At 67.0% G+C, this 24,247-nt stretch carries 20 protein-coding genes; 11 read left to right on the top strand and 9 right to left on the bottom strand.

What is annotated here, in order from left to right:
- Window positions 1-259 precede the first annotated feature (259 nt).
- The 3 genes from JOE46_RS05115 (at window position 260) to JOE46_RS05125 (ending at window position 3,506) form a co-directional block, all read left to right on the top strand.
- On the top strand, window positions 260-1,942 hold the full coding sequence (locus JOE46_RS05115) for a SulP family inorganic anion transporter (protein WP_373560284.1): 1,683 nt from the start codon (window positions 260-262) through the stop codon (window positions 1,940-1,942).
- Window positions 1,943-1,945: 3 nt separating this feature from the next.
- A complete protein-coding gene (locus tag JOE46_RS05120; protein ID WP_097213286.1) occupies window positions 1,946-2,338 on the top strand; it encodes a DUF5313 family protein in 393 nt (130 codons plus the stop codon).
- Window positions 2,339-2,693: 355 nt separating this feature from the next.
- Window positions 2,694-3,506, top strand: a complete 813-nt coding sequence (locus JOE46_RS05125) for an alpha/beta fold hydrolase (protein WP_209926482.1) — start codon at window positions 2,694-2,696, stop codon at window positions 3,504-3,506.
- Window positions 3,507-3,561: 55 nt separating this feature from the next.
- On the opposite strand, the gene JOE46_RS05130 is transcribed toward JOE46_RS05125, so the two are convergent.
- Window positions 3,562-4,524: a 1-phosphofructokinase family hexose kinase gene (locus JOE46_RS05130; protein ID WP_179800659.1), complete on the bottom strand. Its 963-nt coding sequence runs from the start codon at window positions 4,522-4,524 to the stop codon at window positions 3,562-3,564.
- A 177-nt stretch (window positions 4,525-4,701) separates the two neighbouring features.
- Here JOE46_RS05130 and JOE46_RS05135 point away from each other — a divergent pair, with 177 nt between their 5' ends.
- Both JOE46_RS05135 and JOE46_RS05140 read left to right on the top strand, forming a co-directional pair.
- Complete coding sequence (locus JOE46_RS05135; RefSeq protein WP_179800660.1) at window positions 4,702-4,839, top strand: hypothetical protein; 138 nt, start codon at window positions 4,702-4,704, stop codon at window positions 4,837-4,839.
- Entirely contained in the window at window positions 4,836-5,717 is an 882-nt protein-coding gene (locus JOE46_RS05140; protein ID WP_097213288.1) for a universal stress protein, read from the top strand. The genes JOE46_RS05135 and JOE46_RS05140 overlap by 4 nt, the downstream gene beginning before the upstream one ends.
- Window positions 5,718-5,754: 37 nt before the next feature.
- Here the strand turns inward: JOE46_RS05140 and JOE46_RS05145 are convergent, their stop codons facing one another.
- From JOE46_RS05145 to JOE46_RS05155, 3 genes are read right to left on the bottom strand one after another with little or no spacing between them, the layout of a single operon-like run.
- On the bottom strand, window positions 5,755-7,245 hold the full coding sequence (locus tag JOE46_RS05145) for a bifunctional aminoglycoside phosphotransferase/ATP-binding protein (RefSeq protein ID WP_097213289.1): 1,491 nt from the start codon (window positions 7,243-7,245) through the stop codon (window positions 5,755-5,757).
- Window positions 7,246-7,263: 18 nt separating this feature from the next.
- Complete coding sequence (locus tag JOE46_RS05150) at window positions 7,264-8,115, bottom strand: universal stress protein (protein WP_097213290.1); 852 nt, start codon at window positions 8,113-8,115, stop codon at window positions 7,264-7,266.
- Window positions 8,116-8,151: 36 nt separating this feature from the next.
- Window positions 8,152-8,409: a hypothetical protein gene (locus JOE46_RS05155; RefSeq protein WP_097213291.1), complete on the bottom strand. Its 258-nt coding sequence runs from the start codon at window positions 8,407-8,409 to the stop codon at window positions 8,152-8,154.
- A 229-nt stretch (window positions 8,410-8,638) separates the two neighbouring features.
- On the opposite strand from JOE46_RS05155, the gene JOE46_RS05160 reads away from it, so the two are divergent.
- The gene (locus tag JOE46_RS05160) at window positions 8,639-8,902 is read left to right on the top strand and encodes a DUF1876 domain-containing protein (RefSeq protein ID WP_097213399.1); all 264 of its coding nucleotides are present in this window, start codon (window positions 8,639-8,641) and stop codon (window positions 8,900-8,902) included.
- On the opposite strand, the gene JOE46_RS05165 is transcribed toward JOE46_RS05160, so the two are convergent.
- Window positions 8,878-11,247: a heavy metal translocating P-type ATPase gene (locus tag JOE46_RS05165; RefSeq protein ID WP_209926484.1), complete on the bottom strand. Its 2,370-nt coding sequence runs from the start codon at window positions 11,245-11,247 to the stop codon at window positions 8,878-8,880. The two genes, JOE46_RS05160 and JOE46_RS05165, sit on opposite strands and share 25 nt — an antisense overlap.
- Before the next feature lie 306 nt (window positions 11,248-11,553).
- Between JOE46_RS05165 and JOE46_RS05170 the strand changes: the two genes are divergently transcribed.
- Window positions 11,554-12,948 (top strand): wax ester/triacylglycerol synthase domain-containing protein, encoded by a 1,395-nt coding sequence (locus tag JOE46_RS05170; RefSeq protein WP_097213292.1) that lies wholly within the window; start codon window positions 11,554-11,556, stop codon window positions 12,946-12,948.
- 21 nt (window positions 12,949-12,969) lie between these two features.
- On the opposite strand, the gene JOE46_RS05175 is transcribed toward JOE46_RS05170, so the two are convergent.
- Entirely contained in the window at window positions 12,970-13,554 is a 585-nt protein-coding gene (locus JOE46_RS05175) for an HPP family protein (RefSeq protein WP_097213293.1), read from the bottom strand.
- A gap of 85 nt (window positions 13,555-13,639) precedes the next feature.
- Window positions 13,640-16,387 carry a cation-transporting P-type ATPase gene (locus JOE46_RS05180; RefSeq protein WP_306455752.1) on the bottom strand — a complete coding sequence of 916 codons (2,748 nt, stop codon included), beginning with the start codon at window positions 16,385-16,387 and terminating at the stop codon, window positions 13,640-13,642.
- A gap of 116 nt (window positions 16,388-16,503) precedes the next feature.
- On the opposite strand from JOE46_RS05180, the gene JOE46_RS05185 reads away from it, so the two are divergent.
- The 3 genes from JOE46_RS05185 (at window position 16,504) to JOE46_RS05195 (ending at window position 20,372) form a co-directional block, all read left to right on the top strand.
- Complete coding sequence (locus JOE46_RS05185; RefSeq protein WP_097213295.1) at window positions 16,504-17,415, top strand: ABC transporter ATP-binding protein; 912 nt, start codon at window positions 16,504-16,506, stop codon at window positions 17,413-17,415.
- A gap of 4 nt (window positions 17,416-17,419) precedes the next feature.
- Window positions 17,420-18,205: an ABC transporter permease subunit gene (locus JOE46_RS05190; RefSeq protein WP_245220939.1), complete on the top strand. Its 786-nt coding sequence runs from the start codon at window positions 17,420-17,422 to the stop codon at window positions 18,203-18,205.
- 1,405 nt (window positions 18,206-19,610) lie between these two features.
- Window positions 19,611-20,372, top strand: a complete 762-nt coding sequence (locus tag JOE46_RS05195) for an alpha/beta hydrolase (protein WP_097213297.1) — start codon at window positions 19,611-19,613, stop codon at window positions 20,370-20,372.
- A 54-nt stretch (window positions 20,373-20,426) separates the two neighbouring features.
- Here the strand turns inward: JOE46_RS05195 and JOE46_RS05200 are convergent, their stop codons facing one another.
- Together JOE46_RS05200 and JOE46_RS05205 are read right to left on the bottom strand one after the other, a co-directional pair.
- Window positions 20,427-21,092, bottom strand: coding sequence for a hypothetical protein (locus JOE46_RS05200; protein ID WP_097213298.1), 666 nt, complete (start codon window positions 21,090-21,092; stop codon window positions 20,427-20,429).
- A gap of 350 nt (window positions 21,093-21,442) precedes the next feature.
- A complete protein-coding gene (locus JOE46_RS05205; protein ID WP_097213400.1) occupies window positions 21,443-22,276 on the bottom strand; it encodes an alpha/beta fold hydrolase in 834 nt (277 codons plus the stop codon).
- 752 nt (window positions 22,277-23,028) lie between these two features.
- Here JOE46_RS05205 and JOE46_RS05210 point away from each other — a divergent pair.
- Entirely contained in the window at window positions 23,029-24,177 is a 1,149-nt protein-coding gene (locus JOE46_RS05210) for a tyrosine-type recombinase/integrase (RefSeq protein ID WP_097213299.1), read from the top strand.
- Window positions 24,178-24,247: the final 70 nt, after the last annotated feature.

Genomic DNA, 24,247 nt, shown 5'->3' on the forward strand with positions numbered 1-24,247 from the left:
GCGGCACACGATCCAGGCATGGAGCGCATCACGTCGATCCACCCGCGTTCCGTGCCTCCCCGGACCCGGCGCGAGGAGAGGGATCGCCCTCCTCGCGCCGGGTCGCCGCTTCCGCCGGCAGGGCCTGATTCCCCCTCAGCAGGCCCTGCCTGTGGAAGTGAATTGCTTGAGAGATTCACGGCACACTGAGGAACTGCACATGTCTGAACTCGAAGTCCCGACCGGGCCCGCGAAAACGACCGGCCCCGCCGGAGCCCGTATGGCCGGGGCCTTACGGTCGGTCGCCGAACTCCTGCCCAGATGGAGCGAGTGGAAACCCGCACTCCGGGCACCCGGTGCGGATCTGCTCGCCGGCCTGATCGTCGCGCTGGTGGCGCTGCCCTTGGCCTTGGGCTTCGGAGTGAGCACCGGCCTCGGCGCCGCCGCGGGCCTGACGACTGCGGTCATCGCCGGAGCGGTCGCGGCGGTGTTCGGCGGTTCCCGCTTCCAGGTGTCGGGCCCGACCGGGGCGATGACGGTGGTCCTGGTGCCGATTGTCGCCCAGTACGGGCCGACCGGGGTCCTGGCGGTCGGGTTGGTCGCGGGAGTGGTCCTGGTCGGGCTGGCGTTCGCGGGCGTCGGCCGGGCCGTGCGGTACATGCCCGCCCCGGTGATCGAGGGGTTCACCGCCGGCATCGCCGTCGTCATTGCCCTCCAGCAGATCCCGGCCGCACTGGGGATCTCCGGCGCGGAAGGCGAGAAGGTGTGGCAGTCCGCGTTCGACGCGGCTCGCAAATTCGTGGCGGACCCGTCGATCCTGACACCGTCGATCGCGCTGGTGGTGGCCGTGGCGATCCTCATCGGCGGACGCTACTTCCCGAGGGTCCCGTTCTCCCTCGTCGCGGTCGCCGGAGCAACCGCCGTTGCGCAGCTGTTCGGCTTGGACATTGCGCGAATCGGCGCCATTCCGTCCGGGTTCTCCGCGCCGACGCTGAGCTTTCTCCACCTTGGTGATCTCACCTCCCTGATCGCGCCGGCCCTCGCTGTCGCAGCGTTGGCGGCACTCGAATCGCTCCTGTCGGCGACGGCCGCCGATTCGATGGGCGTCGGCACGCGCCACAATCCCGACCGGGAACTGTTCGGGCAAGGCCTGGCGAACATCGCCGCACCCCTGTTCGGAGGAGTCCCCGCCACCGGCGCGATTGCCCGGACCGCCGTCAATGTCCGCTCCGGCGCCCGCACCCGACTCGCGGCCCTGACCCACGCGCTCATCCTCGCCGCGATCGTGTACCTGGCCGCCGGGCTGGTTGCCGAGATCCCCCTCGCCGCGCTCGCGGGAGTATTGCTGGCCACCACCGTCCGGATGGTCGAGACCGCCTCCATCCTCGCCATCGCCCGCGCCACCCGCGCCGACACCGTCGTGATGGTCGCAACGTTCCTCGTCACCGTCGTGTTCGACCTGGTCACCGCGGTCGCCGTCGGCGTCGGGTTCGCCGCGATCCTCGCCCTGCGGGCGGTCGCCAAGTCCGCGCGGATCGAACAGGTCCCCCTCGAGCACGACGATCACCTAGCCGAGGAACACGAACTCCTCCGCGAACACATCGTCGCCTACCGCATCGAGGGCGCATTGTTCTTCGCCGCCGCGCACCGCTTCCTCCTCGAGCTCGCCGAGGTCTCGGACGTGAAGGTCGTGATCCTGCGCATGTCACGGGTCACCGCCCTTGACGCGACCGGCGCCATCGTCCTCAAGGACGCCATCACCAAACTCGAACACCGCCACATCGCTGTGCTGATCTCAGGCGCCAAACCAGAGCATCTGCGCCCGCTCGAGGTCCTCGGTGTGTTCACCACCAAGGACAGCGAGGACCGGCACGTATTCGACACCACCCCGCGAGCGATCAGCCATGCCCGAACGCTCGTCCTGCCCGAAAGCCGCTACGCCTCCACCAGCACAGAGGACTGACCGATGCCAGAGACCCAACCCACCACCACACCGACGACACGCCAGCGTCTCGGCTACCTCGTCGGCCGAACCCTGCCATCAAGCCTCCACGGCTGGGTCGTCAACGACATCACGGGGCCCGGCGCCACCCGCCGGTACGCGATCCGCTGCCTGGTTCCCCTCGTCCCCATTCTCGCGGCCCTGTTGTTCATCCCCGGACCGTGGCTCATCCGGATCAGCATGGTCCTGCTGCTGTTCCTGCCGTTCGTCTACTTCCTGTTCGCCCTGAAGAACATCTACCTGCGTCACCGCCTCGTCAGCCACGGCCTCGATCCGCAGCTCCTCGACAAACACAAGCAGTCTCGGCTCGACAAGGAACGTGCGGAGTACGAGACCCGATACCGATCGGCCCCTTAGACGATGCCGCATCCAGCGAAAGATCCTGCGTGCGTCCACGATCTGCGACACGGGCCTTTCGGCATGCCGTCGCACGTTGCGCCGGAATCACCATCTCGGCAGACGGTCCACGCGCCGCGAACCCCGATACGACAAGGACTGACAGGTGAACCGAGCTCCCACAGCGCGGAAGGACGGGCGCGATGGCGGCGCCCATCGACGCGAGGACGACACACCGATCCCGCCTTCCCACGATCGTCCAGGTCGGCACGCCCGGATAGAGCCGCCGGCCACGGGCGAGCAAATCCCGTCCATGGCCGGCGAATAGACGGACACCCCACCCGCACCTCCTGCACGATGAAAGGGACCCACTCACATGCCCATCGCCACCCTCAACGGGATCCGACTCAACTACACCGTCACCGGCACCGGTCCACTTGTTCTGATGGTCATGGGGAGCGGCAGCCCGGGCCGCGTGTGGAACTCGTTCCAAGTCCCAGCTCTGGTGAAGGCCGGATTCCGGGTCACCACCTTCGACAATCGTGGGATCGCGCCGTCGGACGAGGGCACGGACAACATGAGCATCGACGATCTCGTTGCCGACACCGCTACGCTCATTGAGCATCTCGGCGCCAGCCCGGCCCATGTCGTCGGTACGTCCATGGGAGCACGGGTTGTCCAGGAACTCGCGCTGGCGCGCCCGGACCTGGTCGCCAAGGCCGTCATGCTCGCCACCACCGGGAGACCGCATCCGGTCGAAAGTACTCTCAACCTGGGGCGGCAGGCCCTCCACGACCAGGGAGTCGTACTGCCACCGCAGTACGCCGCGGCGGTGAACGCACTCTTGCACCTGTCGCCGCGGACCCTCGAGAACCCAGAGAAGGCGCAGGAGTGGCTCGACATCTTCGAGTTCTCCGCCACATCCCGAACCACGGCTGGCGTGCGGGCCCAACTCGGAATGGACAGATCGCGCAACCGGCTCGGAGACTATGCCTGCATCACTGTCCCCACCATGGTCATCGGCTTCGCCGACGACCGGATGACACCACCCGTGTACGGCCGCGAAGTTGCCCACGCCATCCCAGGCGCCCGCTACGAAGAGATCGCCAACTGCGGCCATTACGGATACCTCGAGCGGCCCGACGCGGTCAATCGCCTGCTCATCGACTTCCTCACCAGTGTCGGATAGTCGACACCGAGGTGTGCTCACCACTCGCAGAACCGCTGGGGTGGGAGCGGGATGGTCAGCGGCACATATCCGTCGCACCCGAGGCCGCTTCGATGCCGTGCAACTCCGATCGACACTGCTCGACCTGGTCGCGGGTGCACGCGGCGGTGCCCGGTGTCATCAGCATGGCCGCGCTCGCGGCGACCCCGAGCCTGACGGCCTCACCGAAACTCGATCCACGACACAGCCCCACCACCGTGCCCGCAACCAGGCTGTCGCCCGCACCGACGCCGCTGCGCACCTCCTTGGGGAGGGCGGGGATCGTGTACTGCCTGTCTGGAGTGACGGCGAGAGCGCCCCGAGATCCGAGAGAAACCACGACTCGAGCGCACACGCCCGACTCGATCAGCTCCCGCGCCGCACGCACCTGGTCGCTCGGCGTTTCGAGCGGTCGTCCAGTGAGGTCTCGTAGCTCCCGGATGCTCGGTTTGAGCAGAAACACCCCGGAGTGCACCTGCCGCAGCGCCTCGCCCGAGCTGTCCAGGACGAAGCGCGCCTCGGAGCCCTGCACCACGGTCGACACCCGCTGATAGAAGTCGGTCGGTACGCCAGGGGGGAGGCTGCCGCTGGCCACCACGAAGCGGGCCGTTGCGGAGAGCCTTTCGATCGCGTCCAGGCAGGAACTCTGTTCATCTCTCGTGAGGGTGGGTCCGGGGAGGACGAATCGGTATTGGCGGGCCGTGTCGGTCTCCGCCACGGTGATGCACTCCCGTGTCGATCCTCGAATCGGCACCACCTCGCACGGCACCCCTTCGCCTGCAAGCAGGGTGCGCACCACCTGGCCGGTGGGGCCGCCGGTGGGCATCACGGCAAGGACCGAGGCACCGAGAGCGTGCGCAATCCGAGCGACGTTGACGCCGCCGCCTCCGGGGTCGTTTCGGAGCGAGGCACACCGCAGCTTGTGGTCCGGTCGAACCTTTGGGGTGGCAGTTGCGATGTCCAGGGCGGGATTCATGGTCAGCGTGACGATGTCGTGCACCGGTCACCTCCCGGTCGCGGTAGGCGGACACACCGTTTCCCATCCAGTGTTCAGCCCAACTGCCATCCACGGTAGGGCTTACCGAACCCACACGCCGGGACCACGGGTGACCAACGGCCCTATCGACCGCACATCGCGCCTTCGTACCGTCGGAGGCGAGGCAGAAGGAGAACCGCCATGCGCGCCCAGGCCGGGGATTGGCTCGTCGTATCGGCCACCGAGATGTTCCGTCGACAGGAACACGAGCGCGAGCGAATTGCGAAGCTGCAGAGACTCATCGGCGAAACAGCCGCGCAAGGCGGCGAGATCACGTGAACGCATCGACCAGGCGTCAGGTCCTGGTGGGGGTTGACGGGTCGGTGGCCAGCCTCAACGCGGTGCGTTGGGCCGCTGAGGACGCCGCGCTTCACCAGCTACCGCTGCACCTGATCAATGTGCTCGCCGCTGACACCGCCGGTGGACCCAGCCTTGGATACGGTGGGCCCGGTCTCGCGAAGGTACGCGCCGAATCCCAAGCCATTCTCGACCGCGCCGTGCCGCTGGCCGTAAAGACGGCGAGCACGATTCACGCCATCGAGGTGACCACTGAGATCGCGGACGGCCAGGTGAGGCCGATCCTGTTGGGCAGGACCGAGGACGCGAGCATGGTCGTGGTCGGTAAGCACGGCCTCGGCACGTTTCACATGGGCTTGCTCGGATCGGTGAGCTCCGCGCTCGCCAGGCACTCCCGCTGCCCGGTGGCGGTGGTGGGGGATGCCCCTGTCCTCGCGGATCCGGCTGGCGGCGCGGTGCTGGTCGGCGTGGACGGCTCGTCTAACAGCGAACCGGCGCTCGGTGTCGCATTCGACGAGGCTTCACACCGACGTGCGGAACTGCGCGCACTATATGCATGGAGTGACGTGAGCGAATCCCTCGCCTTCGCTGTCGACTGGCAGGCAGTGTCGACTGCCGAGGAGATGGCGCTCGCCGAGAGCCTCGCGGGGTGGCAGGAACGCCATCCCGACGTGCACGTGCAGCGGATCGTCGTCAAGGACCGCCCGGTTCGCAACCTACTCGCGAGATCTCAACAAGCGCAGCTCGTGGTCGTCGGCAGCCACGGGCGAGGTGGATTCGCGGGCATGACGCTCGGCTCGACCAGTCAGGCGCTGCTATACCTGGTGGAGTGCCCCATCATCGTGGTTCGCGGGCCCTGAGCCGAACTCACCCTCCGCAGCTCGCTGCCCGACGTGGTCAGGGATCACTATGGTGGGATCTCCAGATTCGTAGAGTCTCGGACGCGGCCTCGTCCACCGTGCGCATGGTGTCGATCGTTACCGCGTCGGTCCACGGATCGGCGTCCGTGGACATCCGGTCCGCGATGGCCGCCGTCGCATCAGAGAACCCAACCGTCCGATCGGCGATCCGCTGTGCGGACACCGTTGGTGGGCACGCGCAGCGGAACTGCACGAGCGTGCTGGCGGTGTTTTCCGCGAGCTCCCGCGCGCGGCGCCGTTCTTGAAGATCGGACCACGATGCGTCGACGACTACCGATTCGCCGTTGCGCAGGTGTTCCTCGGCTCGGCCGAGCATCGTGTCGTACACCGCCGAGATCGCTGCGGGGGAGTACAGGCCGCGCCGGTACGCTCCCGGCTCGCCGCGCAGCACGCCGGAACGTCGAAGCTCATCGCGGACCGAGTCGCTGCTGACGACCACCGCGCCGGCCGCCTCCGCGAGCCGGGTGGCCAGGGTGGACTTTCCCGTGCCGGGGAGACCACCGACGAGGCCCAGTCGGACCGCCCCGGCGCGCAGGTGCTCGAGGGTGAGCAAGGTGTGTCGGGTCGCCGACAATCCGGCATGTTCGACGCCTTGGGAATGTTGGATGCAGTCGACCTTCGCGCGAACCAGCGCGCGGTACGCGGTGTAGTGGTGGACCAGTGAGCGCGGCGCGGTGTCCCCGGCGAGGTCCCGATACCGTCCAACCATGTCCTGGGCCAGATCCGGCCTGCCCAGGAACTCGAGATCCATGGCCAGGAAGGCGACATCGTCGATACAGTCGACGAATCGCAGCCGGTCGTCGAAATCCAGGCAGTCGAGGATCCGAGGACCATCCGGAAGGCAGAAGATATCGTCCGCGATCAGGTCGCCGTGCCCGTCGACGATTCGATGTTCGGTGATGCGCCGATCGAACAGGCGTTGCCGGCCGCTCGTGTACCGGGCCGCGTGCTGGTCGATCTCGGCGAGGACCCGTTCCGGTGGGATCTGGTCGTGGAAGCCACGGATCTCTGCGATGTTTGCCCGCCACCGCGCGAGTACGGATGCGGCCGTCCCACACTCATCGATGACGCTGCCGCGTTCGGCTCGGGCGTGGAATGTGCAGAGCTGTTCGACGAGCCGCTGTAGATCCTTGTCCGCAAGTGTTCGAGTTGTCACCAGGTGGGACAGCCGTAAGCGGTCGGGAAGCCGGCGCATGACGAGAATCGGCTCGCGGCATTCGCCGTCCGGGGACGTCAGGTGCGCGATACCGAGGTAGACGTCCGGCGCGAGTCGCCGATTCAGACTCAGTTCGTTCCTGCATGCGGCGTCACGTCGTTCGACGGAGCGAAAGTCCAGGAATCCGGTGGCGATCGGTTTCTTCCCCTTGTAGCAGCGGTCGCCGATGAGGACGACGATGCCGGTGTGGGTCTCCCGGATGTCCGGCGCTTGGTGCTGATGCGCCGGTCGTGCGGCCTTCGAATCATCCATGAGCAAACGTTGCCGATGTCATCGCGACTCGCGGTACACCAGAATCGGACACTGGGCACTCAGCAGGAGTGACTGACTTGTCGAACCGAGGGCTGCACCCTCGACGAAGCCGCGCCCGCGACTACCGACGACGATCATCTGCGCATTCGCGCTCAACGCGGTCAGGGACTCGGCAGCGGTGTCCTGGACGACCAGGGTCTCGACGCGAATCCCGGGAAAGGTCGTGTGCCATCGTTCGACACGACCGCGAATCTCCTCGTCGAACTCTCGCTCGACCTCCAGCGCACGCCGCCGCCGGAGGTCGGGCATCAGATCCATCTGCGCGCGCACTGCCAGTACCTGTGTACTTCTGATCGAGGCCTCGTGCATCGCCGATCCGAGCAACGCATCGTCGATGTGATGTCCACCGAGTCCGGCGAGCACGGGCCCCGCCGATGGTGGCGCTGCGTCCGGGTCGGAGCCACGGACCACGACAACGGGGCACGCCGCGCCCGCAGCAAGGGCCGACGCGGTGGATCCCACCATCGCCCGGCGGATGAATCCCATTCCGACCGAACCGAGTACGAGCACGGTCGCGGATTCGGTCTGTGCGCGGAGGGTCGACACAAGCGGTCCGCGCACCATACGGGACTCGACCTTGACCGAACCGTCCACACGCATCGCAGCGGCCTCGGCGACGGCAAGTACACGCTCGGCGTATCTGCGTTCGAGTTCGTCCTTCGAGATCACGTAGACAAGGTGCAGTTCCACCCGCCGACTCACCGCCTCGACCGTGGCCCACTCTGCGGCCCTGACAGCCTGGTCCGAACCATCGATGCCGACGACAATCGGTTCGTCTCGATGTGGGTTGTACACCGTCTCGACTCCCATTCGATGTTTGAGGTCCGTGATGTTGAGCGCGCGCAGCTACGAAGGTTCAACCTCGTCCAGCACCGCCAGCCTGCGCCGGAACTCGTCCTCGTCCAGTTCGCCGCGCGCGAATTGCTGCAGCAAGATCTGACGCGCGGAGCTCATGGGTACGACGTAATGACGGTCCGGCGCGTTCCGGTTCTGGAATCTGATCACCGCCACGACAGCGAGGACCACGACCACCACGAGAATCGTGAACCATCCGATCATCAGCACAAACATCCAGCCATTCGAGGCGTGGTCGTCCCAGTGCATGACATGCCCTCCTCCGCGAGCCCCCTAGTCCGGTTCTCCGGGTGATCGCCCGGCCTCTGCCGCCCCGCAAAGACCACTGTTCCGCTGCCACGACGGCGGCGCTAGGGTCCTTGTTCCCTCCCTTCGGATGGGCCGACAAAGGGACCTTGTGCCCTGCAACGATTCGCGGGCGGCGGGAAGGCTGACGGGGAGATCGAGACGAGCAACTCGGTCAGTGAAGGAGCACGTCATGAGCGACAAGACCTGGATGATCGACGTGACGATCGACGAACGCGATCGTCGGACCCGCGCGAAGGCCACCCTGACGATCGATCAATCCAGACTCGTCGGCGTCGGGTTCGCGAGGCGAGATCCGGCCGACCCGGAGGTGCCGGTGATCGGCGACGAGCTCGCCACCGCGCGGGCTCTCCGTGACCTGGCGGACCAACTGGTTGCGACGACATCCAGGGACATCGAGAACGCCACGCATCAGCCCGTCCGGTTGGCCCGATGATCGTCGCGGCTCCGCGCGAGGCGCTCGGCCGGATCCGCGGCGAGTGAGAAATAGCACTCTTCCTCCTGAATGAAATGAAGCCTCAGAAGGGCGTGGAGACCGTACAGGCAGGAAAGCAGGTCGTCGGTTTGGTCCGCGCTCAGCGCGCCCGCGCTATCGGCGAGGACCAGGTGCTGCTGAAGGCGTTGGCATTGGCGTTCGATCTCGACATGCATGCGGCTCATGGGTGCGGTCGCCTCCGAGCTACCGAGCGGACGCGCCAATGCTGGGTACAGGTCGGCGTCTTCCGCGCGCTCGTGCGGCAGGAGGGTGCGGCGAAGGAAGTCGTCGGTGCGGCGCAGTGCCGCGTGTGCCGCACCGAGATCGCCCCCGGTGATCAGCTCCGCGGTCTCGCGCAGGATCGACAGTTCGTCGCGCATGAGGTCGTGCTCGGAACTGAACCGCACGAGCATGGCGTCGGTCCTGGGGTCGATGTCGACAGCCGGTCGTCCGCCGAGCGCTCGCATCGCGTTGAGGATGACGGCGACATCGATGAGCTCCTGAGTCAGCGCGCCCATGGCAGGTGCGAGCAGGCCGAACGCAGCGAATCCCATTGCAATACAGGACATCACCATCCCGCCGACGGCGCTTTGGGTCGCAATGCGGCGCGCCCGTCGTGCCGTGACCATGGCATCCGCCACCCGGTCCAGTCGATCTGCGGTGAGGACGACATCAGCTGCCTCGGTACTGGCGCTCGAACCCCGAGCGCCCATGGCTATCCCCACCGACGCGGCGGCGAGCGCTGGCGCGTCGTTCACGCCGTCGCCGACCATCACGGTGATGGCCGCGTCCGTCTCGCTGCGCACACGCGCAACCTTGTCTGAGGGTGATTGCTCGGCGTAGATCTCGTCGATCCCCAGAATCGTGCCGATCTCACGCGCAGGCTCGGGGCGGTCGCCGGTCAGCAGAACCACCCGACGCAGGCCTTGTGCGCGCAGTCGACGCAAGGTGCGAGGGGCATCACTTCGAATCGGGTCGTTCAACACGATCGCCCCACGGATCACACCATCGATCGAGACCCACGCCGCTGCCGTTCCGTCGAAGGCGAGCCGGTTCTGCAGGGTGACGACCCAGTGCGGGGGGTGAGCGAGGGGGACGAGGGCTCCGACCGTGACGCGGTGACCGTCGACGGTCGCGCTGACACCGGTACCCGGCTGCTCGACGACATCGACGGGAACCACCACGTCGAGCCCTCGAACTCGGGCCTCGCGCACGATGGCCTCGGCGAACACATGGGCCGAGAACTGGTCAGCGGAAGCCGCCGCCCGCAGGATCTCGTCTGCGGTCACGCCGGGTCCGGCCACGATCTCGCTCCCGGTCGGGCGTCCCATGGTCACCGTGCCGGTCTTGTCCAGCACCAGTGTTCGGGCCCGGCCGAGGTTCTCCAGGGCGCCGCCGTCGCGGATCACCACCCCGAGGCGAGCAGCACGTGAGAGCCCGGAGACGATCGCGACCGGAGCCGCGAGCAGGAGGGGGCACGGTGTCGCGACAACCAGCACTGCAACCGCTCGGGTCGCGGACCCGCTCGCCAGCCACGCGACAACCACGATGGCCGCGACGAACGGGAGGAACCACAGCGCAAACCGGTCCGCGAGGCGGACGATTTCGGCGTTCTCGGCACCCGCTTCCTGGGCCAGACGCACGATCCCGGCGTACGTACTGTCGGCTGCCGTCGCGGTGGCGACGATCTCGACCGGGCCGCCGGCATTGAGCACCCCGCTCCGAACATCCTCGCCGTGGCGTCGTTCGACGTGCATCGGTTCGCCGGTCAGTGCCGATTCGTCCAGGATGGCGACCGGGGTCGACAGCCAGCCATCGACCGGAATCAGCTCGCCTGGACCGATGGCCACACGATCGCCGACGACGACCTCTTCGAGCGGAACCCGGCGCACGTCACTTCCGGTGCGCAGCCGAGCGGTGCGCGGCGCCCGATCGACGAGTTCGCGAAGGTCCTTCGTCGCCCGCGTCGAGGCGGCTGTCTCCAGTGCCTGGCCGGACGCGAACATGACGCCGATGAGGGCACCCGCGAGGTACTCGCCCACGAGTGCTGTGCCCACCAGCGCCAGGACTGCGATGATGTCGACGCCGAGCCGGCCGCGTCGGATCCCCGCGATCACCGACCAGGCCGCGGGGACGAGTGCCGCCCCGGTCGCCGTGATCCAGCAGCCGTCGGCCAGGTCGCGGTGGCCCATCAGGGAACTCGCGATTCCCGCCACCAACCCGGCGGATGTGACAACGAACAGGGCGATGGTCAACCCGTAGCGGGACACCCGCTGCGGGAGGCTCGGCCTCGGCTCTGTCGGCATGCGGATGAGGTGTTGTCAGTGCATGCCGTCCATCGGCGGCATGGGTACGCCCATGTGGTGTAGCCACATCATGAACGCATGGCACATGGCCATCAGATCTTTCGGCATGTCCATCACTCCTCGACCGGATCCGACATCGCCAGCTGGGATCCTGATAACCCCAGTATTCGCCGGGCGACCGCCGTGGCACAGGGCCGAAGGTCATAGTCGACTCCTGGAGCGAGGCCTGTGACGGATCCATACTGGAGGCGTAAGTGCGCGCGGAACACCGCGGCGCACGCACCGCGACCGAATGAGTTGGTGGCAATGGCCGATGAGTCGCCGCTGTACATGAACCAGGCCGACCTGATGGCGTGGCGGATGGAGGCGGATCCGCCACTGCGCTCGACCATCGTCGCGCTGTTGGTACTCGACCGAAGTCCCGACTGGCGCCGCGTGGTGTCGATGATGGACAGGGCCACCGCTCTCGCGCCCCACTTCCGATGCAAGGTGGTCGAGGCGAAACTGGGTCCGGCTCCGCCGCGGTGGGTCGTCGACCCGGACTTCGACCTGTCCTGGCATCTGCGGAGATTCACCCTCACGGAGCCCGGGATGCAGTCGGTGCTGGATTTCGCCCAGACAGCAGGATCGACGGCCTTCGACAGGGAACGGCCGTTGTGGGAGTTGACGGTGTTGGACGGGCTGTCCGGCGGCCGTGCGGCGCTCGTGCTCAAGGTGCACCACGCACTCACCGATGGGGTCGGTGGGATGGCCATCACCCGCGAGATCGTGGATCTCACGCGCGAGGGGGAGCGCCCCCTCGCAACACCGCCCGTTCAGCGCGAACCAACGAACGGTGCGGTGCCGTCGTGGTACCGACTGTCCGCCGCCGCGCTGTCCAGACAGATCATTGCGCGGGCACCTGAACGCGCACGGTGGGTGGCAGGCAACCCGTACGGAACGGCGCGCGCGGTCGCCGCGAGTCTCATGTCGGTCGCCCGTTTCGTTCGACCGATAGCGACCACGCTGTCTCCCGTGATGACCGCCAGGTCCATACGCAGGCGCTTCGCGGTGCTCGAGGTGCCGATCGAGGACCTGTCCCAGGCGGCCTCCTCCGGTGGCGGATCGATCAACGACGCCTTCATCGTTGCGGTACTGCTCGCGATGCGGCACTACCACCGCCGGCACGGGGCCACGATCGACAGGCTGCGTGTCACGATTCCGATGAGCCTGCGGACGGAGCGGGATCCCTTGGAGGGCAACAAGATCACCCTGGCCCGCCTGACACTGCCCGCCGACACGGACGACCCGGCAGTCCTGATCCGGCAAGTGCACGCGATCATCGGCAGGTGGCGCAGCGAACCGGCCATAGCCCTGTCGCCTGTCATCGCCGGTGTGCTGAACGTCCTGCCGCCGACACTGCTCGGGAAGATGCTCAGGCACGTCGATATCGTCGCATCGGATGTGGTCGGCTCTCCGGAACCGCTGTTCATCGCGGGATCCCGGGTCGATCGCTACTACGCGTTCAGCCCCACTCTCGGTGCGGCATTCAACGCGACGATGGTGTCCTACGGATCTCATTGCTGCGTGGGGCTCGACTCCGACGGCGCAGCGGTGCCGGATATCGATGCGCTACGGGAGTCGATGGCCGAGGGATTCCGCAAGGTCCTGGGACTACGAGAGCAGCCCGCCCTCGATCGTGTCGAGGACGCGGCCAGGTGATCGCCCCGGACCGTCCGAGGATCAGGAAAACGAAACGTCGTTGACGCCGGGAACCGTCTCGGCCAGCGCAGCGATGACACCGCACTCCGGGTCATCGCGCTCCGTGCCGTCGATGGTCACGCTGCCTCCCGCCACGTGGACCTCCCATCGCCGAGTGCCGCTGTAGACGTCGAGGCGGTGCTGGATCTCATGGGCGATGTGGGTGTCGTCCATCGTCAGGACGCCGATCAAGTCTCTGCGGGTCACGATGCCGATGATGTCCTTGTCGTGCACGATCGGGATGCCACGCAACCTCGATTTGAGCATGGCCGACGCCAGGTCACTGATGTCGGCCTCTGCGGTCATGGCAACGACGGGGCTGCTCATGGCATCTGCGGCGGTCGGGGCCTTGCCCGCCTCGTCGTCGTCGGCAGCCTTCGAATGCGACCAACGAAACTGCTCACGGAGGAGGTCACCTTCCGAGACGATCCCGGTCAGATGCTGGGAGTCGTCGACGACGGGGAGGACCGTGAAGCCCGTGGTCTCCATCGTGCGAAGGCAGTCGATGACCGACTCCGACCCTGTCACGGTGGTGACCGGGCTGCTCATGATGTGTCGCGCGCGCATGATTGCTCCTTTGGCTACGTTTCCAGCGTCCGCGTGGCCGGCCCGGGGGACTAGGGCCATACGTCCCAAGTCCGTCGATACACGATCATGTCGACCCTCCCGTGCCCGATCCGACGCGGTTGCGCCGTCGCCGGGTCCAGCGCCAGAACTCGTCGCACCCCCAGACCACGATGGGGAACGGGAGGAGCCACACGACCTGATCCCAGCTCGGGGTCACCGTGCCGAAAGCACGCTGGAGTGGTGCGACGAGGACCACCGCGGCCGCGAACAGGATTTCGAAGGCTATTCCCCAGAGCAGGAGACGGTTCGTCGTCACCCCGATCTGACGAAGGGAGGCACGCTCAGTTCGGGCCGCGAACGCGGTGCCGATCTGACACGAGACGATTCCCAGGAAGGTCATCGTCGTCGCGAGCTGCCAGGTGTGGTGCAGGGGCCCCGACGACACATCGGCCCCCATCGACCAACCACCCCGAACGAGGGTGGCGAAGAACGCGGCCAGCACGAGGGCCGCCGATACCCCACCCAGGAGCGCCCAGGACCGGAGCAGGAGCGTGGAATCGACGATACTGCGGCCGCGCGGGCGAGGAGCACGTTGCATGAGGTCCGGCTCCGGCGCTTCGCGCCCGAGCGCCAGGGCAGGCAAGGTCTCGGTGCCGAGGTCGATCGCGAGAATCTGCATCACGGTGAGCGGCAACGGGATCTGCCCACCCGACAGCGCGTAGAGGAGGATGGGGACCACCTCAGGGGTGGCGTGCGCGAAGATGTACACGATGAACTTACGGACGTTGTCGTAGACGCGCCGGCCCGCCTCGACCGCCGTGACGATGGTCGCGAAGTTGTCGTCGGTGAGGACCATGGTCGCGGCTTCCCGTGCCACGTCGGTGCCCGAGCGTCCCATCGCGATGCCGATGTCGGACCGGCGAAGGGCCGGTGCGTCGTTCACGCCGTCGCCGGTCATCGCGACAACATGGTCGGTGAACCGCAACGCATCGGTGATCCGCAGCTTGGCCTCGGGCGAGCTGCGGGCGAAGACCAATTCCTGATCCGTCGCCAGGAGCTGATCGAGCGCCGCCTCCGGCATGGCGTCGAGCTCGGTTCCGGTGATGACGCGAAGTCCGTCGCGTCCGATCCCGATGTCCTTGGCGATACGGGATGCGGTCAGACCGTGATCACCGGTGATGACGACGATCCTGATGCCCGCCGAGTGACATCGTGCGACCGCATCGGCGACCTCCGGCCGGGGCGGATCGACCATCGCCGCGATCCCGAGGAGGGTGAGGTCCCGTTCGACCGCGTCTCGCGTCAGCGTGGAACCGTCCGTGACGTCGAGCGTCCTGTCCGCGATCGCGAGCAGCCGAAGACCTTCACCAGACCATTCACGGATCAGATCGGCTATTCGGTCGCGCTCAGCGCCGCCCAACGTCAGATCATTGCCGTCCGGACCTGCCATGAATGCGCTTCGCGCCAGCACCTCCTCCGGAGCGCCCTTGGTGTAGACCTGCAAGGAGCCACCGAGATCGGCGACGATCGACATCCGTCGGAGCGACGGATCGAAGTAGAACCGCGCGGCAGGGGACCTGACCCCGACCGTGACATCGGGATCCACGACAAGCGCGGCGTGCAACAGCGCCGATTCCGTCGGATCGGCGTTCTCATCGAGGGTCCCATCGGTGCTCATCGCCACGGTGCAGCACCCCGCGAGCACCCGCGCCGCCCTGGCCGGCTGGGATCCCGCAGCGATGGTTGGAAGGGGTCCGGCGAAGTCGACGACCACGCCCGGGGTCCACATCTTGACGGTCCGCATCCTGTTCATCGTCAGCGTGCCGGTCTTGTCGGTACAGATGACGCTGGTGGATCCCAGTGTTTCGACGGCCGAGATCCGTTTGACCAGCGCGCCGCGCCTGGCCAGTTCGCTCACGCCGACGGCGAGCGCGAGCGTGATCGTGGGCAACAGCCCCTCCGGGACGTTGGCGACGAGCAATCCGATGGCAAAACTCGTCGAATCGTCCAGCGAGAGCCCCGCGAGCAGGGTTCCGAGCGGTATGAACGCGACTCCCATCGTGACCGCGACCGCGGCGATCAACCAGGCGACTCGTTTCACCTGATGCTCGAGCGGGCTCTCGGTTATCGACACCCGCTGCGAGAGCGCCGCGACCCGCCCGAGCTCGGTGTGCATCCCGGTCGCGAAGACCACGCCGTCGGCGTCGCCACCGACGACGGTTGTTCCGCTGAAGACGATGTCGGGTGCGGCGATGAGCGGTCCGACGGTGACATTCGCGTTCGCCATGATCAGGGTGGGCACCGATTCTCCGGTCATCGTCGACAGGTCGACCTCCACGCTGCCCGAGAGCAGGCGTGCGTCGGCGGACACCCGATCGCCTTCCCGAAGATGAATCACGTCGCCAGGCACGAGTTGCCGAGCTTCGATCGGTGTGGACCTGCCGTCTCGGATTGCGGCAGCATGCGCAGGCAGATAGGCGGCCAGCGCTTCCACTGCTCGCTCAGCGTGGCGCTCCTGAATAAAGGCGAACGCCGCGTTGATCACGATCACGAAAACGATGGCCAACGCGAGCTCCGGGGCGCCGTTGACTCCTGCCAGCGTCGCAGCCAGCCACAGGAGCAGGGCCAGCGGATGAGTGAACTGGCGCACGATCTGTCCCGGCCATTCTCGCCCGGCTCGCCTGACGAGTTCGTTCGGGCCGAATACCTGCATGCGGCGCGCCGCCTCACGTTCGGTTAGTCCGGCCGCGCCCGTGCGGAGATCACGAAAGAGCCTGTCGATCGACTCCTGCGGATTCACTGGCTGGTCCTGTACCGAAGCGGTCGGTGACACGGTCGCCTCCCTGGGTGCACTGTCGACCCGATATTCACATTGCCGAGTCGCACTGGATCAGGGGAAGGGACCTTGGACCCTGATCTGGTGGGGCGCGCGCGGTCCAGGCTTGGGGCATGCCCCGTCGCCCAGCGATCACCACCTCGGGCCTGTCCAAGTCCTACGGCCGGCAGCTGGCGCTGGTCGACGTGGATCTGAGCGTCGATGCGGGGGAGATCTTCGGGTATCTGGGGCCCAATGGCGCGGGGAAGTCGACGACGCTCCGAATCCTGATGGGCATGCTGCGCCCGACATCGGGATCGGCGACCGTGCTGGGGTTCGATTGCTGGTCGTCAGCACCTCGGGTGCACCGTCGGGTCGGTTACGTTCCGGGCGAGCTCGCGCTGTACGAGAAGATGACCGGTTCCGATCATGTCTCCTACTTCGGCCAGGTCGGGGCTCGCCGAGGAGGGTTTCGGGCGGCCGACATCGCCGAACGCCTGGATCTCGATCTGGGCAAACCCGTGCGGGTCATGTCGCGGGGAAACCGACAGAAGCTCGGGCTGGTGCTGGCACTGATGTCGTCTCCGGAGCTGCTCATACTCGATGAACCGACGACCGGTCTTGACCCGATCATGCAACGGGAGTTCGACGCGATACTGCGAGAGCACACCGCTGCCGGGGGAACGGTGCTGCTGTCATCACATCTACTCAGTGAGGTTCAGCAGGTCGCGGACCGAATCGGAATGCTCCGCGAAGGCCGGTTGATCGCAGTGGAAAAGCTCCACACGCTCCGCCAGAAGTCCCTGCACCACGTGGTTGTCGAGTTCGACCGTCCCGTGCGAGCGGACGCGTTCCGCGACGTCAAGGGTGTTCGCAACCTCGATGTGGACGGGGAAACCCTCAGGTGCGATGCACCGGAACAGGCGCTCAACGAATTGGTCCACCGTATCGCCCAGTTCACGGTGGTCGACCTCGAATGCGCCGAGGCCGACCTCGAGGAGACGTTCATGACCTACTACGGAACAGAGTCCAGCGATGTTTCGTAGCGTGATGACAAAGACGCTTCACGATCAACGCCGCGCGTTGCCCGCTTGGGCCATCGGCCTCGTACTGCTGGTCGGGATGTATGTGGCCATCTGGCCGAGTGTGCGCGGCGAACCGTCGATGAACGAGTTTCTCGACCAGATGCCGGAGACATTTCGTGCGCTCTTCGCGATGTCCGGCGCGGACATGTCCACACCGATCGGCTACGTGAAGATCGAGCTCCTGTCGTTCATGGTGCCACTACTGCTGTTGACGTATGCGATCGGAGCGGGCGCCGCGGCGATAGCGGGAGAGGAGGATCGAAGGACGCTTGATCTGCTGCTTTCCGCGCCCATCAGTCGGCGCCGCATCGTATTGGAGAAGGGCGCGGCCATGCTGATCGGCACGGCGCTCCTGGGAGCGGTCACCGGCGTTGCGTTGATGCTGCTAGGTTCGCTCGCGAACATGGACCTGCCCCAGAATGGGGTGGCCGCCGCGATGGTGCATGCGGTGCTCCTCGCGTTGGTCTTCGGCACACTGGCCTTGGCGTTGGGTGCGATCACCGGTCACCCAGCAGTCAGCAGGTCGGTGCCCGTTGCCGCAGCCGTCCTGGCGTACATCGTCAACGGTCTCGCGCCCATGGTGTCCTGGCTCGAGCCGTGGCAGCGCACCTCGCCCTTCTTCCAGTACGCCGGCCACGATCCGATCCAGCACGGGTTCTCCGCCGGATCCGCGGTCGTCGCGTCGGCGACGGTCGCGGTGTTGATCATCATCGCGATCGTCGGCTTCAATCGACGTGACGTTCGCGGATGACGAGTCCGGGACCCGTCGGGATCATTTCATCACAGTGACGCAATGACAAAGGGTAGGCCCCAAGGGAGCGAGAGGGGAGGCGCGGTCATGCCCGGCGCCGACTTCGCCGCGGGACCGATCAGTGTCAGTTCGGGGCGCCGGAACCATCGCCACCGCTGCGCGCACGGGGGCGAGCGACGAGCTCGGACTCGGCTTCCGATCCGGCCTGGAGCATCAATACACCGCCCATCAGCCAAGCCCATGCACCGAACATTGCGTCACAGTGACGCAATGGGCGACGTAGGACGGAAGCGGGAGCCCACGCGAGGAGGGAGTCGCAAGTGCCCGGAAGCAAGCCCGACGGGCGCGCGACGGACACCGGCATCACGGGCCACGCGGCTCGAGGGAACGCGCAAACCTGCAGCGGACCCGTCGCCGGAGTCTGCAGGCAATCGCCAACCGGCAAGGTGCGCTCTACATCCGAGCGCGCCGAGTAAGACGCCTGAAGGCGGCGGACGGAACAAACGAACAACCGGCCGCGCGTGCGGACGCGTTATCAACGCAGTTCAGCGCACAACCGATAATCGACATTATGTCATCTAAAGTGCATCCGGGCCGCCCCCACGAGCACGGATAGACCTCGGATCGACGCGAGCACATCGCACACACCGAACACCCATCGGACGGGATGGATCACCCGAAGACGGACCCCGGCACCGCCCCCGCGAGCACCTCCGCCGGAGCGACGGGTTCGTCGCACGCGTGCGGACGACGGCGTCCCGACGGACCGCCGTCCAGGCACCGACGCATCCGAATCGTCCGAACGGATCAATTCGCCGCCGCAGTCGGTCGCCCGGCGACCGAGACCTACCGCAGACCCCCACCGGCGGCACGGGCACACCGATCGTCGGTACCGCAACCGAGTTTCATGGATAATCACTGTTATCCATGAAACTCGGTGCAGTACAACAGAATACGTGATTTTCAAGTATCCCCGTCGGGATTTGCCAGAACCTGAACCCAGTCGACGCGGCGCCACCCGACCCGTCCCGGGTTCCCCGCCACTCAGACCGGGTGCCCCGAGGCCGACCTCGGGCCACGACTCCCCCCAGCGCACCACCCGGCCCACTCCTCCACCACCTCGTCGCCGCGGCCGAGCCGGCGGTCCTATTGACCGATCCCCCGCGACGGCGATCCGTCCGACACGCGCCAGTTGAACCACGCCGGTCGGGTGGGTGGACAGGAAATAGGTTGGACGGGATTCGTTTCAGGTTGATAGCGTCTACGAGACCGTGCATCACGCGAGGAGGTGAGACCCATGAACGCAGTAATCATGTGGGTGCTCCCACTCGTTTCACGGTTCGGCGATTGACGTAGGTGTCGCCGGGAGCGCCTCGACTACAAGGCAATCCCGAAAGGCAACACCATGCATTTCACCTCTGAGACACCGTCGAGCGGTGTCATCGAACGCAATTTCACTCTGAACGAGATCACCGGCGTGCTCTGGTCGCCCACATCCGGAACGGTTGGCGCACCGCTGCTGCTGTTGGGGCACTCCGGCGGCATGCACAAGAAGGCGCCGGGGCTGGTGGCCAGTGCACTCCACAGCGTGACCACCTATGGGTTCACCGTCGCCGCCATCGACGCGCCCGGGCACGGTGACCGGCCGCGAAACCCTCAGGATCAACGGTGGGTCGAGGCGATCCATCAGGCCAGGGCGGCGATCGAGCCGATCGCCCCTATCGTCATCGACTACAACATGTCGCTGGCGGAGCGTGCGGTGCCGGAATGGCAGACGACCCTGGACGCCCTGCAGGCTCTACCCGAAATCGGCGCCGAAGCGCCGATCGGCTACGGCGGGGTGAATCTGGGTGTCGTGACAGGGCTGATGTTGACCGCGGTCGAATCCCGGATCGCTGCCGTGAGCTTCGGCGGGGTTTACGTGCACGACGCTCTGATCGAGGCGGCGAGAAAGATCACCGTCCCGGTCGAGTACCGGATTCCGTGGGACGAGGACGAAATCGACCACACCTCCGCGGTGGCGTTGTTCGACGCCTTCGCCTCGAGCGAGAAGGCAATGCACGCCCACCCGGGCAGGCACAACCAGGTGCCCGAATACGAGCGCGACAGCTCGGCCCGGTTCTTCGCTCGCCACCTCGGCCGGGCCGCCGACACGGCTCCGGACTGACCTGACCGGTATCGGCGCCCGGCCCCGTGCCGGGCGCCGATACCGCTTATCGGACTACTTCTTGGCGGCGGGCGGCGCGTTCAGCAGCGTGATGAAGGGCTGGGCGTTGGCGGCGACGGCACCCAGTCCCCCGATCGCGGTACCCGCCAACGACGCGCCGGCTCCCACCAGCAGCGCGCCACCGATGCAGCCCGCGAGCGGGCCCGCACCGAACAGCATTGCCGCAGGCGCCGAGACCACGCCGGCTGCGACCGCGCCCAGGATGCAGCCGCCGACCAGACCGGTCGCGGCGCCGAGGAAGCCGCCGACGGCGCCCGTCATGGTGATGTTGTCCTTGACCCCCGCGACGGCGGCGGGCAGGTCGATGTCCTTGACCGGCAGGGCGACCGGGGTCGCCGCGGCCGGGCTGGTGTCCGCGGTCAGCGTCGCGGTGCGGCCGTCGATCGTCGCCGTGACCGGGTGCGCGATGCCGTCGACCGCGAGCGCCAGCGGCACCGACTCGACGATGGCGCCGCTCGAGTCCCGGACGATCAGGTGGTTGTTCTCCTTGGCCAGCGAACCCGCGGCCGTATCGAGGATCACCTGGTTGCCGCTGCGGGTGACGTTCCACCCCACGCCCGCCGTCGTGGCGGGCGTGGGATCCGCGTAGGCGGTACCGGCAATGATTCCCATCGACGCGATCGTCATGGCCGAGACGGCCGCAAGTTTGGTCATTTTCATGGTCGGTGAGATTCCTTCTCGTTCTGTCGCAGGGACCGATGGTCCCTGCGCTGCCGGACGAAGCCAGCCGATGGGTGACGCGTCGATCGACGCAGAGGGGCACGCTGAGCTGCTGCGACGGTGAAGACAGACAGCGGGTGGAGATGCGAATGACCCTAGAGACGGATTGTGTCCACCCCGTGGCGCACGGTGTCCACGCCCTTACGATTCGCGCACCTCGTCAGCTACTCGCGAGTCAGGAACGCGCAATCAGCACGTGACTCGGCCGAAACGCCGCGTGTACCGGGCCGTCGGGCACCGGACCTTCTTCGCGCGGCCGGAGGATCCTTCGACGACGACTCGGCCGACGGTCACGTCGACGAGAGGAACCCGCGGATGGCGGAGGTCAGCTCGCGCGGACTGTCCTCCGGGATCAGCGTGTAGCAGTCGGCGAGTTCGACCAGCTCCGCGCGGGGAAAGAGCTGGGCCAGGCGGCGGCCGTGCTCGACCGGCATCACCCGGTCCTCGGTCCCCCACACGACCAGCACCGGGCCCTGGTAGCCGGCGGACGCGGCGGCCCAGGTCCGGAGCGTGTCCCGGTCCGGCACGGAGGTCACGTACTTCCGAAGGTCGCGCCGCACCTGCGCGTTCTCCGTGGCCGGACGGAACCAGCCGTCCATCACCTCGGTCGGGACCGCGCGCTTGCTCATCCCTCCCCACGCTCTCGGCGATCGTCGCATCGCACGCAGGCGCATCGCCTGCATGGTCAGGAACAACCCGCCCGGGATCCGGGCGACTGCCGCGATGGGCCGGGCCGGCGGCGGCGGATAGTTCTCGAAGGCCTCGCTGGCGGTGATGATCATCCGGCCGATCCGCGAGGTGTCGCCGTTCGCGATCAGGACCTGAGCTCCGCCCCAGTCATTCTGCGCGAGCGTCACCTGCGTCAGCCCGAGCCGTTCGACGAACTCCCCGATCAGCACAGCGAGCGAGGAGAGCGACAGATCCGCATCCGGCTTCATCGGAATCCGGTGGCCGCCGAGCGGCCACGTCGGCAGGATGCACCGATAGTCGTCGCGCAGGTCGGCGACCACGTGCCGCCAGAGCGTCCCGTCCATGGTCAGCCCGTGCAGGAACACGATCACGGGCCCCGGCCCACCCGTGTCCTCGTACTCGATCGTCCCCACCGATAGTTCGACCGTCTCCACGACAACCCCCTGCCGGAACATTCGCACGGAACACTGCACCCGAGCCTAGGGCGTCGCGGCACGTCCGCGGCCGAGGCGCGGCCCTCCCCTTTTCTGTGCCAACGGACGGCAGCGTCGGTGGACGTGAGAAGACCGTGGGAGGTTCCCTCGGTTCGGCTCAGGAGCCGATAGGCCAGGCGTTATGTCATTATCACCAGGGATACCGCCGCGCGACGAATGACCGCAAGGCCCGATCGCCGATCGCCTCCCCTGGAATCGACACCCGGCTAACGCAGCCAACTCCCCCGCCGTACCACCTCGACGACTGATGCAAGAGCGGGCGCCGCAAAGAACGTCGACTCCCCCTCCACTGTCGACCGGGGGGATCGCGACCACGCCCTGGCGCCACCGCACTCCCCCGCGGCGAGGACGACTCACCGTCGCGGGCGGGCGGCCGCGGCAGGCCCTCCGCTCGACACGAGGAATCACGACCGCACACGCCCCGGACGCCGACGCAGGCCCCCCTTCTCCTTGCCGGCAGACGCGAGCGGGCACGAACAGGCGGCCGACTACGGCGAATGACCCCCGCTGCGGCACGAGTGCCGATATCCTCGGCGTTATGACATTATCAAGACCACCCGATCGCTCGGATCGACGCGCTCCCGTGTCGGCGGCGGCCGCTGCCGCCCAAAGGCCCCTGCCCCAACGTGTTTGACGGAAATCCCCGGACCCGCTCCCCTCGATGTCGGTGCCTGCCGCTAGCGTGCCCGCTCATGGTGACGGAGCGAGACCCCGATGACGAGAGCGTCCCGACGGGAGGTCGGGCACGGGATCGGCTGTCCCCCTGGTTCGAGGAGTTCCTGGTCCACCGCAGCACCGCCAAACCCTCACCGAACACCCTCAAGGCCTACCGTCAGGACTACACCCTCATCGCCGATGCCCTCTCGCGTGCCCGCGGGGTGACCGCCGCGGACCTCACCCTCGACGCGCTCGACAAGACGACAGTGCGGGCGGCCTTCGCCGACTACGCGCGGACCCACCAGGCGGCCTCGATCAGGCGATGCTGGTCCACCTGGAACATGCTGTGCGACTTCCTGTTCTCCGTCGACGCCATCGTCGCCAACCCGATGTCGGCGGTGCTGCGGCCGAAGGCACCCAAGACACTGCCGAAGGCGTTTCGTGCCGACTCGATCGAACGGCTCGTGGCAACGCTCCAATCGTCGGACGACAACGGCGCGCGCGCCTGGCCGGAACGCGACCTCGCGCTCATTCTCACGGGGCTGCTGACCGGGATGCGTTCCGCCGAACTCATCGCGGTCGATCTCGGAGACCTGCGCGACGCGATCGACGACGGGGACGGCCACGCCAAGGTGATCCACGTGCACGGTAAGGGGAACAAAGAGCGGGTCGTCACCGTCGAGCCGGCTGTGGTCGATGTACTCGGCGACTACCTCGTCAGCCGTTCCGAGCGATTCCCCGACACGGCGCGACGCAGGCCGCGGGCCGAGGTCTCCCCGTGGGAGCGGTTCACCGACGCCGACCCCATGTTCGTCGGTGGCGACGGCAGACGGATCACCAGGGGGACGCTGCAGTACCGCGTCGAACGCGCCTATCGCCGCGCGGGGATCAACGGTGACCGCGCCAAGGGCGCCCTCGTCCACCAGCTTCGGCATACCTTCGCCACCGCCATGGCGGACCAGAACGTCAGCATCTACACCTTGATGCGAATGCTCGGGCACGAGTCCATGAACACCACGCAGCGGTACACGGTGGGCGCGGGCGCCTCTGTCCGGGACGCCGCTGCCCTGAATCCGGCCTACCAACTCGTCTCGAGGGGCACGCCCCTCCCCCGCGCCGACGCGGCCGAAACGTACGGGAACGCCCTGCATACCGGGGTGATCGGTGCGGTGGACCGAGTATGAGCCGAGCGGCTGAACAAAATGAACGCAACGATATGGCCACCATCGGCCGGGCATAGCCTTCCAGGGATAG

The organism is Rhodococcus sp. PvR099 (genome assembly GCF_017833315.1).
GTDB lineage: Bacteria > Actinomycetota > Actinomycetes > Mycobacteriales > Mycobacteriaceae > Rhodococcus_G > Rhodococcus_G oryzae.